At 62.0% G+C, this 12,628-nt stretch carries 12 protein-coding genes and 1 tRNA gene; 6 read left to right on the top strand and 7 right to left on the bottom strand.

What is annotated here, in order from left to right; translation table 11 throughout:
- Positions 1–71 precede the first annotated feature (71 nt).
- The 7 genes from NOX35_RS09775 to NOX35_RS09745 form a co-directional block, all read right to left on the bottom strand.
- Positions 72–147 (bottom strand) — tRNA-Val (locus NOX35_RS09775).
- 14 nt (positions 148–161) lie between these two features.
- Positions 162–434, bottom strand: a complete 273-nt coding sequence (locus NOX35_RS09770) for an HU family DNA-binding protein (protein WP_003056615.1) — start codon at positions 432–434, stop codon at positions 162–164.
- A gap of 407 nt (positions 435–841) precedes the next feature.
- Positions 842–1,405, bottom strand: a complete 564-nt coding sequence (gene pgsA, locus NOX35_RS09765) for a CDP-diacylglycerol--glycerol-3-phosphate 3-phosphatidyltransferase (RefSeq protein WP_019043474.1) — start codon at positions 1,403–1,405, stop codon at positions 842–844.
- A 60-nt stretch (positions 1,406–1,465) separates the two neighbouring features.
- On the bottom strand, positions 1,466–3,418 hold the full coding sequence (gene uvrC, locus NOX35_RS09760; RefSeq protein WP_256496487.1) for an excinuclease ABC subunit UvrC: 1,953 nt from the start codon (positions 3,416–3,418) through the stop codon (positions 1,466–1,468).
- Between the two features lie 206 nt (positions 3,419–3,624).
- On the bottom strand, positions 3,625–4,611 hold the full coding sequence (locus tag NOX35_RS09755; protein WP_256496486.1) for a tripartite tricarboxylate transporter substrate binding protein: 987 nt from the start codon (positions 4,609–4,611) through the stop codon (positions 3,625–3,627).
- A 78-nt stretch (positions 4,612–4,689) separates the two neighbouring features.
- Positions 4,690–5,682, bottom strand: a complete 993-nt coding sequence (locus NOX35_RS09750; RefSeq protein ID WP_256496485.1) for a hydroxymethylglutaryl-CoA lyase — start codon at positions 5,680–5,682, stop codon at positions 4,690–4,692.
- A complete protein-coding gene (locus NOX35_RS09745; RefSeq protein WP_182286483.1) occupies positions 5,679–6,911 on the bottom strand; it encodes a CaiB/BaiF CoA-transferase family protein in 1,233 nt (410 codons plus the stop codon). The genes NOX35_RS09750 and NOX35_RS09745 overlap by 4 nt, the downstream gene beginning before the upstream one ends.
- 164 nt (positions 6,912–7,075) lie before the next feature.
- Here NOX35_RS09745 and NOX35_RS09740 point away from each other — a divergent pair, with 164 nt between their 5' ends.
- The 6 genes from NOX35_RS09740 (at position 7,076) to NOX35_RS09715 (ending at position 12,517) form a co-directional block, all read left to right on the top strand.
- Complete coding sequence (locus NOX35_RS09740; RefSeq protein WP_182286482.1) at positions 7,076–7,990, top strand: LysR family transcriptional regulator; 915 nt, start codon at positions 7,076–7,078, stop codon at positions 7,988–7,990.
- Positions 7,991–7,994: 4 nt separating this feature from the next.
- Positions 7,995–9,116: an elongation factor P maturation arginine rhamnosyltransferase EarP gene (gene earP / locus NOX35_RS09735; RefSeq protein ID WP_256496484.1), complete on the top strand. Its 1,122-nt coding sequence runs from the start codon at positions 7,995–7,997 to the stop codon at positions 9,114–9,116.
- Positions 9,117–9,310: 194 nt separating this feature from the next.
- The gene (gene efp, locus NOX35_RS09730) at positions 9,311–9,865 is read left to right on the top strand and encodes an elongation factor P (protein ID WP_003056627.1); all 555 of its coding nucleotides are present in this window, start codon (positions 9,311–9,313) and stop codon (positions 9,863–9,865) included.
- A 171-nt stretch (positions 9,866–10,036) separates the two neighbouring features.
- Positions 10,037–10,786: a leucyl/phenylalanyl-tRNA--protein transferase gene (gene aat / locus NOX35_RS09725; RefSeq protein WP_256496483.1), complete on the top strand. Its 750-nt coding sequence runs from the start codon at positions 10,037–10,039 to the stop codon at positions 10,784–10,786.
- 28 nt (positions 10,787–10,814) lie between these two features.
- A complete protein-coding gene (locus tag NOX35_RS09720) occupies positions 10,815–11,585 on the top strand; it encodes an arginyltransferase (protein WP_003066251.1) in 771 nt (256 codons plus the stop codon).
- 98 nt (positions 11,586–11,683) lie between these two features.
- Positions 11,684–12,517 carry an IclR family transcriptional regulator gene (locus NOX35_RS09715; RefSeq protein ID WP_182286470.1) on the top strand — a complete coding sequence of 278 codons (834 nt, stop codon included), beginning with the start codon at positions 11,684–11,686 and terminating at the stop codon, positions 12,515–12,517.
- Positions 12,518–12,628 lie beyond the last annotated feature (111 nt).

Raw genomic sequence — 12,628 nt, 5'->3', positions numbered from 1 at the left:
TCGAGCTGGTAGAGAGGGCAAAGAAAAAGGGCTTAGATTTCTCTAAGCCCTTGATTTCTTTAGTTTTTTAGTGGTGGGTCCTGACGGTCTCGAACCGCCGACCTACTCCGTGTAAAGGAGCCGCTCTACCAACTGAGCTAAGGACCCACTGAAACTGGGTGTCAGTTCAGAGCATCTTTCAATGCTTTGCCCGGACGGAATTTAGGCACCTTGGCCGCCTTGATCTTGATGGAATCGCCGGTACGGGGGTTACGACCAGTGCGAGCTGCACGCTTGCCAACAGCAAATGTGCCAAAACCAACAAGCGATACTGTACCACCTTTTTTCAGTGTTTTCTTCACTGCGTCGATCGTGGAGTCCAGTGCACGCGCAGCTGCGGCCTTGGAAATATCGGCGTTGTTAGCGATGTGCTCAATCAGTTCGGTTTTATTCACAAGATGCCTCTCGAGAAATAAGTGAATGGAATGTCTCTGCAAACGCAAACCTTGCGCAGCAAGAAACCAGTCGCGATAAAGACGGAAGCCAGCCTATCAGTTTCTGTGTATGGGCAAGCCCATTTTTACCTGAAGCCGCTGACATTTTTGACGCCAACTCGCGCTGCGCATTCCAGCGACAGAACCAGATTCTATGCGGTTTTTGAGCGGGTTCGGCCATCCACAGCGGCTTTTTTCAAGCTTCTTCCGTGTCGGCTTCACCGATTGACAACAATTGACAAAATCTGCAGTCCGATCAAGTCATGCAATGCGTAGCCGCAAAATCTTTTTGCTGCTCCGAAAGCAGCCCGCCAGATAGCAAAAAGCGCTTGATGAGCAAGCGCTTTCAGAGAGGCCCACCCCGGATTTCAGAGCCTGGCACGAATTTCGGGCAATGCCTTTTGCAGGTAGTAGACCATGGACCAGACGGTCAGCACCGCTGCAATCCAGATCAGCCACTGCCCCCAGACGCCGGTATCGATCACGCCGAACGCCACTCCGTCATAGAGCAGAAAGGGAATGGCCACCATCTGTGCCATGGTCTTGGCCTTGCCGATCATGTGCACGGCCACGCTCTTGCTGGCACCGATCTGAGCCATCCATTCACGCAGCGCCGAGATTGCGATCTCACGTCCGATGATGATCAGCGCCACGAACACATCGGCGCGTTGCAGATGAACCAGCACCAGCAGCGATGCACAGACCAGAAATTTGTCGGCAACGGGATCCAGAAAAGCACCGAATGCCGATGTCTGATTGAGCTTGCGCGCAAGATAACCATCGAACCAGTCGGTGGCGGCAAACACGACGAACATCACGGTGGCGATGAGGTTGCGGGTCGCCTGATCCAGCGGCGCGTAAAACACCCCCACGATAAGCGGAATCGCCACGATCCGCGTAAGGGTCAGCACAGTAGGGATGGTGAAAAACATGGGTGTCATTGTGTCACGAGCAGGCTGCGCCAGCGCGGATTAGCGCTCGCGCAGCCTGCATCAATGCAGCGCCTTGTAGATTTCTTCGGCCAGCGTTGCGGAAATGCCCTCCACGGTCATCAGATCGTCCACGCTGGCATCGGCCACGCCGCGCACGCCGCCAAAACGCTGCAACAATCGCGCCCGTTTCTTGGGCCCCACGCCGGCAATGTCTTCCAGGCTGCTGCTGCCCGTGCGCACCTTGGCGCGGGCCGCACGCATGCCGGTGATGGCGAAGCGGTGCGCCTCGTCGCGAATCTGCGCCACCAGCATCAGTGCCGCCGAGTCATGGCCCAGGTAGACCTTGTCACGCCCGTCGGCAAACACCAGCTCCTCCAGGCCGACCTTGCGGCCCTCGCCTTTCTCCACACCCACGATGCGCGACAGATCGAGCCCCAGCTCCGTGAATACCTCACGCGCCATGCTGACCTGGCCCTTGCCGCCGTCGACCAGCACCAGATCGGGCAGATGCGGCTGCTTGCCGGTCAGCTCGGCGCCGCCCGCCTCGCGCTGCGCCTCGGCCACGGGTTTGTAGCGGCGCGTGAGCACCTGGCGCATGGCCGCATAGTCGTCGCCGCCAGTGATGCCTTCGATATTGAAGCGGCGGTAGTCGCTGCTCTGCATCTTGTGGTGATGGAACACCACGCAGGACGCCTTGGTGCTTTCGCCGCTGGTGTGCGAGATATCGAAGCATTCGATGGTCAGCTCGTCGAGATTCTCGACCGGCAGGTCCAGCGCCTCGGCCAGGGCACGGGTGCGCGCCTGTTGCGAGCCTTCCTCGGCCAGCAGCCGGGCCAGCTGGATGTCGGCATTTTTCTGCGCCATCTCCAGCCAGATGCGGCGCTGCTCGCGCGGTTGCTGGACCACGGTGATGCGCACGCCGGTCTGCTCGGTCAGCAGCTCCACCAGCCGCTTCTCCACGGGATGGCTGACGATGAGCGTGGGCGGCACGGCAACGCCCACATAGTGCTGGGCGATAAAGGCCTCCAGCACCAGCTCCTCCACGGGCCGCGCCTCGGCTGCGGCATCCACCTCTTCCTCGCTGGAGTAGACCGATGCGGCATCGCCCAGATTCGCCGGGAAGTAAGGCCGGTCGCCCAGGTGGCGGCCGCCGCGCACCATGGCCAGGTTCACGCAGGCGCGGCCGCCCTGCACGCGCACGGCCAGGATGTCCACATCCTTATCGTCGGTGGTTTCGATCGCCTGCTGGTGCAGCACGCGCGACAGTGCCGTGAGCTGGTTGCGCACCTCGGCCGCCTGCTCGAACTCCAGCTTGTCGGAATGCGCCATCATGCGCGCTTCGAGCTGCTGCAGCAGCTCGCTGGTTTCGCCGCGCAGCATGGCCTCGGCATTGCGCACATCCAGCGCATAGGCCTCGGGAGATATCAGATCCACGCAGGGGCCGGTGCAACGCTTGATCTGATAGAGCAGACAGGGGCGGCTGCGGTTGGCAAACACCGTGTCCTCGCAGGTGCGCAGCCGGAAGACTTTCTGCAGCAGCTGAATGCTTTCCTTGACCGCCCAGGCACTGGGATAGGGGCCGAAGTAGCGGTGCTTCTTGTCCACCGCGCCACGGTAGTAGGCGATGCGAGGAAATTCCTGAAACGCGGGTTCACCCTCCTTGCCGTCGCGGTGGGCCACACCGGTGATCTTGAGATAGGGATAGCTTTTGTCGTCCCTGAACAGGATGTTGTACTTGGGGTACAGCGTCTTGATGAGGTTGTTTTCCAGCAGCAGCGCCTCGGCTTCGGAGCGCACCACCGTGGTCTCCAGCCGCGCGATCTTGCTGACCATATGGCCTATGCGCGTGCCGCCATGCTCCTTCTGAAAATAGCTGGAAACGCGACGCTTGAGGTTGATGGCCTTGCCCACGTAGAGCAGGGCACCGGCAGCATCGAAATAGCGATAGACGCCCGGCAATGGCGGCAGCGCGGCCACCTGGGCCAGCAGTTCGGCGGAATGCGTGGAAGACATGGGCGCTATTGTCTGCGCATGTGGACGAATCCTGCAGCAAGCGGCTCAAACGCCAGGCCAGCGTTCTGCCTATCGATAAAAGGAGCTGCCAGCGCTTGATGAGATTGAATCTCAGATAGTTTTCAATCTGAGATCCTTATCAATCAAGCGGTAGCAGCTCCATTTTTAGATGCAAGGGATTCAGGGCAATCCCTGCGCCCTGCAGCTTACTCGGCTTCGATTTTGGACGACTTCACCACCTGCGCCCAGTTGCCGTATTCGGTCTTGACCATGGCCGCCAGTTGCTGAGGGTTCATATAGTCTGCCGTGGCGCCCTGCTCTTCGGCCTTTTTCCTGAAGGCGGGGTCCTGCACCACCTTCTTGATATCGGCAGCCAGCTTGTCGATCACGGGCTGTGGCGTGGCCTTGGGCGCAAACACGGCAAACCAGGAAGTGGCGTTCACCCCCGGGTAGCCAGCTTCCGCGGTGGTGGGCACATTGGGCAGACTGGGCAGGCGCTGCTTGCCCGTCACGGCCAGCACGCGCAGCTTGCCGCTTTGCACATGGGGCATGAAGGGAGGCGCGGTGCCGAAGGTCAGGTCCACCTGGCCGCCCAGCAAGTCCTGCAGCGCCGGGCCCGTGCCCTTGTAGGGCACGTGCACCATCTTCACGCCGGCCTGCTGCTCCAGCATGGCGCCCGTCACATGCTGCAGCGAGCCGTTGCCCGACGAGGCGTAGTTGAGCTTGCCGGGGTTGGCCTTGGTGTAGCTCACCAGCTCGGCCAGCGTCTTCACCGGCAGCTCGGAGCGCACGACGATGATCTGCGGTGCCGACAGCACATTGGCCACAGGGGCAAAGTCGCTTTGCTCCCAGCTTCTGGCCTTGGTCAGGTGCGGGGAGATGACGTGGTAGCCCGAGTACTGCATCAGCAGCGTATAGCCGTCGGGATCGGCACGCTTGACCAGATTGGCGGCGATGGCGCCGTTGCCGCCGCCCTTGTTGTCCACCACCACCGATTGCCCGATCACCGGCGCCAGCGCCTGTGCGGCCATGCGGCCGGCCAGATCGGTGGTACCGCCCGCAGCGGCGGGCACGATCATCAGCACGGTTTTGCTGGGATAGCTGCCCTGGGCCATGGCCGGGGCACCGGCAAGACCGGTGGCGGCAGCGGCCGCCGCAAGCAGGAAATGAAGGCGTTGACGTTGAACAGTCATGTTTGTCTCCTTGTTGGAATGTTGAGCCGCACCAGCTCCTTCCCCCGAAAGAGCCGATGCAGCGGGGCGAAATCAGCCTCAGGCCCTGGCCTGGGCGCGTTCCTTGATCTCGGCAAAATCCGCTGGCGGCTGGTGCAGGTCCCAGCGCGCACCGGCCTTGACGATCTGGCTCGGCGTCTCGTGGCCGATCAGTGCCGGCAGGCTGCGGGCGGCCGCGACGATGCGGGCCAGGTCCGTGCCCGTGTCATAGCCCATGAGCTGCAGCGCATGCACGATCTCTTCGGTGCAGGCATTGCCCGAGGCACCCGGCGCATAGGGACAGCCGCCCAGACCGCCAATCGAGGCGTCAAAGCGATCCGCACCCGCAGCTATGGAGGCCAGCACATTGGCCAGCGCCATGCCGCGCGTGTTGTGGAAGTGCAGGGTCAGGCCCAGTTGCGGCCAGCGCGCCTTGAAGGCCAGGACCATGGAGTGCACCTGGTTGGGATAGGCCATGCCCGTGGTGTCGCACAGCGTGATGCCCTGCACACCCAGATCGGCAAAGCGCTGCACCCAGGCCAGCACTTCTGCCTCGGCCACATCGCCTTCCATGGGGCAGCCGAAGCAGCAGGAAAGCGATAGGTTGACGGGCGTTGCCGCCTGCTGCGCCGCGGCAATCACCTGCCTGAGTGCCTCGAAGGACTGGCTGCGCTGCATGCGCAGATTGCAGAGGTTGTGCGTCTCGCTGACCGACATCACCAGATTGAGCTCGTCGGTCTGCGAATCGATGGCACGCTCCGCGCCGCGCACATTGGGCACCAGCGCCGTATAGACCGTGCCCGGCCGACGCACGATCTCGCGCATCACGATCTCGCCGTCGCGCAGGGCCGGAATGGCCTTGGGCGAGACAAAGGCCGTGACTTCGATCTTGGACAGGCCGGCCTCGGACAGTGCGTTGACCAGCACAATCTTGTCCTCGGTGGACACAAAGGCCTGCTCCATCTGCAGACCGTCGCGCGTGCCGACTTCGTTCATGTGGATGCGGCGACCCGCACCGGTCCACACCGTCGTATTCAGGTCGGCGGCCATCATTGGACAATCCCCTTGGCGCGCAGCTGCGCGATCTGCTCGGCGCTCAGACCGATCTCGGCCAGCACGGCATCGGTGTCGTCGCCCACATGGGGGGCGCTGCTGCGCACCGTGCCCGGCGTCAGCGAGAGCTTGGGCACCACGCCGGGCACCTGAAGCTCGAAACCATCGCGGGTGCGCTGGGTCAGAATCATCTCGCGCGCCCGGTAATGCGGATCCTCGGCAATATCCTTGGCCGTGTAGACCTTGCCGGCCGGCACGCGTGCCGCGCCCAGCTCGTCCATCACCGTCTGCACGCTGCGTGCCTGCGTCCATGTGCCAATCGCGGCATCGATCTCGGCCACGCGCTGGACGCGGCCGGCGTTGTCGCCCAGATCGGGCGCATCCGCCAGATCCTGGCGGCCGATGGCCGTCATGAGCCGCTTGAAGATGGAGTCGCCATTGCCCGCCACCAGCACCCAGCCATCCTGGCAGGGATAGGCATTCGAGGGCGCAATGCCCGGCAGCGCACTGCCTGCGGCCTCGCGCACGGCACCAAAGGCGCTGTACTCGGGGATCAGACTTTCCATGATGTTGAACACGGCCTCATGCAGGGCCACGTCGATCACCTGGCCGGGACCGCCGTTCACCTTGCGGTGATACAGAGCCATCATCACGCCGATCACGCCATGCAGGGCTGCCAGCGTATCGCCTATCGACACGCCCACGCGCACCGGCACCCGGCCCGGCTCGGCCGTCAGGTGGCGCAGCCCGCCCATGGCTTCGCCGATCACACCAAAGCCCGGCAGATCGCGATAGGGGCCTGTCTGACCGTAGCCCGAGATGCGCAGGATCACCAGCCCGGGGTTGATGGCATGCAACTCCTCGGGCGACATACCCCAGCCCTCCAGCGTGCCGGGGCGGAAGTTCTCGACCAGCACGTCGGCTTCGGCGATCAGCTGGCGCGCCACGGCCTGCGCCTCCTGCTGGCGCAGATCCAGTGCCACCGAGCGCTTGTTGCGCGACTGCACCTGCCACCAGACGGAGGTGCCTTCCTTGATCAGGCGCCAGTTGCGCAGCGGGTCGCCGGCACCGGGCGCCTCGATCTTGATGACATCGGCACCAAACTCGCCCAGGGTCTTGCCACAGAAGGGACCGGCAATCAGCTGGCCCATTTCCACCACTTTCACCCCTTCCAGCGCGCGCGGCGTGGCGATCTGCGTGGCGGGGTCTTGGATATTCATCGTCGTCATCCGTTTGTCTCTTGATGGCTGTCTTGCTGTGCCGCTTTGCGTTGACCAACGCCATGCAAAGCGGCTTTTCAATCATCTTGCCCTTGAAGAGCCGTCCTGCAAAACGCTGAAATGCGAAGTTGCCATCGCATTTGGGCATAGCCAGGCGGGATAATGCAGTCCTCATGAAACTGGACCCGATCACCCTGCGCCTGTTTGTGGCCGTGATGGAAGAAAGCGCCATCGCACGTGCCGCTGCACGTGAGCACATTGCCCCCTCGGCCGCCAGCCGCCGCCTGGCCGAGCTGGAGGACCAGTTGCAGCTTGAGCTGTTCACACGCAGCAACCGGGGCAGCCAGCCCACGGCCGCCGCCTACGCACTGCTGAACATGGCGCGCGGCGTGCTCAACGAGCTGGACGGCATCGCCACGCAGATGAAGGACTACGCCCAGGGCGGCGAGCAAGGCCTGCGCGGCCACGTGCGCGTGATGGCCAATATTTCCAGCATCACCCAGTTTCTGCCGGCCCAGCTGCAGAGCTTTCTGAGCCGGCACCCATTGGTGGACGTGCGGCTGCAGGAGCGCGTGAGCACCGATATCGCGCGCGCCGTGGCCGACAACGAGGCCGATATCGGCCTGCTCAACAACGGCAGCTACGGCAGCAAGATCAGCCTGCGCCCCTATCGCCGGGACCGGCTGGCCGTGGTCATGCCCCAATCCCATCCGCTGGCCGGCGAGCACAGGCTGCGCCTGGAGCAGGTCCTCGAGCATGATCTGATCGGCATGCATGCCGACAGTGCGCTCAACCATCTGATCACCCGCTCTGCCGCCGACCAGGGCCTGCAGCCGCGCCTGCGCATGAAGGTGACAGGCTATGACGCGCTGTGCCTGATGGTGGCCGCCGGCCTGGGCATTGGCATTCTTCCCGAAGGCAGCGCCCATATCTACATGGGCGCCCTGCCCTTGCGCTGCATCCGCCTGGACGAAGTCTGGGCCGAGCGCCAACTCATGCTCTGCGTACGTTCCCAGGATGCACTCTCGCCCGTCGCACAACTGCTGGTCGAGCACCTGTGCCAGAGCGCCTCAACCGATCAAGACTGAAGCCATGCCCGATTTCGCACCATTGGCCGTATCCGCCAGCACGCCACAGCATCCATCACTGAGCTGGGACATCTTCTGCCAGGTCATAGACAACTATGGCGACGTGGGCGTGTGCTGGCGCACGGCTGCGGAACTGGCTACACGCGGCCAGCAGGTACGCCTGTGGATGGACGATGCCAGTTCACTGCAATGGATGGCGCCCCGGCCCTGGCCGCCAGGCTTGAGCGTGCATGCCTGGCCCGCGCAAGCCGCAGACGCTCCTGCATCGATCGGCGATGTGGTCATCGAGGCATTCGGCTGCGAGATTCCTGCAGCATTTGTGAACGCCATTGCTGACAAGGCGTCGAAGAGCAAGCCTGCGGTCTGGATCAACCTCGAATATCTCTCGGCCGAAGACTATGTGGAGCGCTGCCATCGCCTGCCCTCACGCATCATGAGCGGCCCCGCCTCAGGGCTGACACGCTGGTTCTTCTACCCTGGCTTTACGGCGGCAACCGGCTCGCTGGTACGCGAGCAGAATCTGGCACAACGCCAGCAGGCCTTCATGGCGCAGCGCGACTCGTGGCGCCACACAGAGGGCATTCAACATGGCGAATGTGCCGTCTCGCTGTTTTGCTACGAGCCAGCCGCCCTGCCCCAGTTGCTCGCGCAGCTCTCGGACAAGCAGACGCTCAACGCCAGGCTGCTGGTGACCCCGGGACGGGCCACGACTGCCGTGCAGGCGCTACCCGAAGCGCAGCAGATGCAGCCGGTCTATCTGCCAGCCCGCCCTCAAGCCCGGTTCGACGAAATGCTCTGGGCCTGCGACCTGAATCTGGTGCGCGGCGAGGACTCTCTGGTCCGTGCACTCTGGGCCGGCCAGCCCATGGTCTGGCAGATCTACCCTCAGCATGACAACGCCCACCACGACAAGCTGAACGCTTTTCTGGACTGGCTCCAGGCTCCGGACAGCCTCAGGCGCTTCCACCACACCTGGAATGGCATGACCGCACCGCAAGCATTGCCTTTGCTCAACCGGCAAATGCTGGACGAATGGGCCTGCTGCATCAGGGCTGCACGCGCCAGATTGATGGAGCAAACCGAACTGATTGCACAGCTTCAAGCTTTTGTCGCCGAAAAAAGCTAAAATCCACGTTTTGCCTCTCTGAGGGCAGTCGCAGCCGGTATGCCGAGCGATCTTGCTTTCGGGGTCGCGCCCCGCCGCGGTACATGCGGCAGGCCCCGCCGCCGCACCTTTGATGCGTTGCTTTCTCCAGCGACCATTGCGAACAGCTTGCCTGCCGTGTAGAGCGGCTCCAACCTTTCAAACGCAAGCAAGCCATGAAAATCGCTCAAGAAATCCGCGCAGGCAATGTGATCATGTTCGGCAAGGACCCCATGATCGTTCTGAAGACCGAATACGCTCGTGGCGGCCGTGGCGCTGCTACCGTGCGCATGAAGCTCAAGAGCCTGATCGGCAACTTCGGCACGGAAAACGTGTTCAAGGCCGACGACAAGATCGACAACGTGATCCTGGACAAGAAGGATTGCACCTACTCCTACTTCGCCGACCCCATGTACGTGTGGATGGACGAAGAGTTCAACCAGTACGAAGTCGAAGCCGAAAACATGGCTGACGCACTGAACTACCTGGAAGACGGCATGACTGCCGAAGTGGTGTTCTACGACGGCAAGGCCATCTCGGTCGAACTGCCCACCACCATCGTGCGCGAAATCACCTGGACCGAGCCCGCCGTCAAGGGCGATACCTCCGGCAAGGTTCTGAAGCCCGCCAAGATCGCCACCGGCTTCGAAGTGGCCGTGCCCCTGTTCGTGTCTCAAGAAGACAAGATCGAAATCGACACCCGTACCGGCGAATACCGCAAGCGCGTGTAATGTGGCGGCAGCTGCCGCAGCTGCTCCCCTGCAAAAAGGCTTCCTTCAGGAAGCCTTTTTTCATTTCTGCCTCCAACAGCGGGATTACGCCAGCACCCGTCATCTACCGCGACGCGCAAAACCGCTTCAGTCTGTGCAAGACTAAGGGCAGTCCATCCACTCCCACTGCCAATGACCCACTCCCTGCCCTGGCTGCAGCCCGAACAAGAATTCCCCCCCATCGATCAGACCTGGGGGGAACGGGATCCCATCCCCGGGCTGCTGGCCGCCGGCAATACGCTGGATGCGGCACGCCTTCGCACTGCTTACAGCCAAGGCATTTTCCCGTGGTTCAGCGAAGGACAGCCGGTGCTCTGGTGGTCTCCCAACCCGCGCATGATCCTGCACCCCGACGAATTTCGTCTGCACCGCAGTCTGCGCAAAAAACTGCAGAAGTTCCGCAATGATCCGCGCTGTGAAATTCGCATCGACAGCGCTTTTACCGCGGTGATGAAGCATTGCGCGCAGACCCCGCGCGATGGACAGGACGGTACGTGGATTGTGCAAACCATCGTCGATGCCTATACCGAGCTGCATCAGCAAGGCGCTGCACATAGCGTGGAAACCTGGATTGATGGCCAGCTGGTTGGCGGCCTTTACTTCGTGGCGCTGGGCAGAGCTGTGTTTGGCGAATCCATGTTCGCACTGCAGACCGATGCCTCCAAGATTGCACTGTCGGCGCTGGTGGCCCTGTGCAGGGCTCATCAGGTGCCGCAGATCGACTGCCAGCAGGCCACCGCACATCTGTCTTTCATGGGAGCTCGAGAAGTCACAAGAGCACAGTTCGCCCGAACCGTTCAAGCCCAGGCCCAGCTGCCCGATATGCAGTGGCAATTCAGGCCCATATACTGGGAACAATTGCTGAGCCATACTGAGGCTTGACGCACCGCATCTGCAGCCGAGTCCGATCATGACGCACCCGAACGACCTCCCGCTACATGCCCTGCAGTTTTATGCCACGGCAGCCTATCCCTGCAGCTATCTGCCGGGCCGGCTGGCACGTTCTCAGGTCGCCACACCCAGTCACCTGATTCAGAACACCACCTATTCGGAACTGGTCACGCTGGGCTTCAGGCGCAGCGGCATGTTCACCTATCGCCCCTACTGCGATGGCTGCAAGGCCTGCGTTCCCCTGCGAATTCTGGCCCAGGAGTTTCGCCCCAGCCGCAGCCAGCGGCGCGCTGCAAAACAGCATGGGCAACTTGTCGCCTCCATTCAGCGCCTGCACTACTCCGACGAGCACTACCAGCTCTACCTACGCTACCAGCAGCACCGCCATAGCGGCGGCGGCATGGACAACGACAGCGTGGACCAGTACACGCAGTTTCTGCTGCAAAGCAGAGTCAACTCCCGATTGGTCGAGTTCCGCGAGCCGGGCGCAGACGGTCAGCCCGGCACACTCAAAATGCTCTCCATTCTGGACGTATTGGAGGACGGGCTGTCGGCGGTCTACACCTTCTACGATCCGGAAGACCACGCCAGCTACGGCACCTTCAATGTGCTGTGGCAAATTCAGCAGGCGAAGGCCATGAACCTGCCTTATGTCTATCTTGGTTACTGGATCTCCGAGAGTCAGAAGATGCGCTACAAGGCCAGCTTTTTGCCACATGAGATTCGCCAGGGCGAGCTATGGCAACGCGTAGACAGGCAGAGCATTGTGCGCTCGCAAATTGAAGAGTGACGCCACAAAAAACTGCACATGGATATATGAGCGGATGACATGGCTGCAAGGCTGCAGCACCGCTAGAATGCCCCCATCCCGCAAAGTATCTCCAACGCATGAAAAAAGACGACCTATCGGCCTCCGCAAAGCCCAGCGTCCAGGTTCTGGAACGCATGTTCACGTTGATCGACGTGCTGGCATCGCGTGAGGAAGCGGTTTCTTTGAAGGAGATCAGCGAACGCACGGGCCTGCATCCATCCACCACGCACCGCATCCTCAATGACCTTGCACTGGGCCGCTTTGTGGATCGCCCCGAATCAGGCAGCTACCGCCTGGGCATGCGCTTTCTGGAACTGGGCAACCTGGTCAAGGCCCGGCTGAACGTACGTGAAGTGGCGCTGACCCCCATGCGTCAGCTTTACAAGCAGATTCAGCAGCCCATCAGCCTGTCCGTGCGCCAGGGCGACGAGATTGTCTATGTGGAACGCGCCTACAGCGAGCGCTCCGGCATGCAGGTGGTACGCGCCATCGGTGGCCATGCCCCTTTGCATCTGACCTCCAACGGCAAGCTGTTTCTGGCGGCCGATGACGCCCAGCAGGTGCGCGCCTACGCCATGCGCACCGGCCTGCCAGGCAAGACCCATTTCAGCATCACCCAGCTGGGCGACCTGGAACATGAGTTGGCCAAGGTACGCCAATACGGCATTGCCCGCGACAACGAAGAGCTGGAATTGGGCGTGCGCTGCATGGCCGCCGGCATTTACGACGACCAGAGCAAGCTGATTGCAGGCCTGTCCATCTCTGCCCCTGCAGACCGCCTTGATGAGAGCTGGGCCCCCAGGCTGCAGGCCACGGTTCAGGAAATTTCCGTGGCACTGGGTTTCAGCGGCACACGCCCGGCCCCGGCTCAAGCAACGGCCAACCCCTATAGCCGCAGCCAGCACGGCTGAATCTCTTCGCTCCAATGACTGGAGCGAGCTCATCTCGCAATCATCTGCAAAAGGGCTGGAAGGCCATTTCAGATATGGACCCAATAAAAAAGCGCTACCGAGGTAGCGCTT

Origin of the sequence: Comamonas sp. C11, assembly GCF_024496285.1 — a bacterium.
GTDB lineage: Bacteria > Pseudomonadota > Gammaproteobacteria > Burkholderiales > Burkholderiaceae_C > Comamonas > Comamonas testosteroni_F.
The sequence above is the reverse complement of the archived record's forward strand: the minus strand, read 5'-3'. Positions and strand labels throughout refer to the sequence as shown.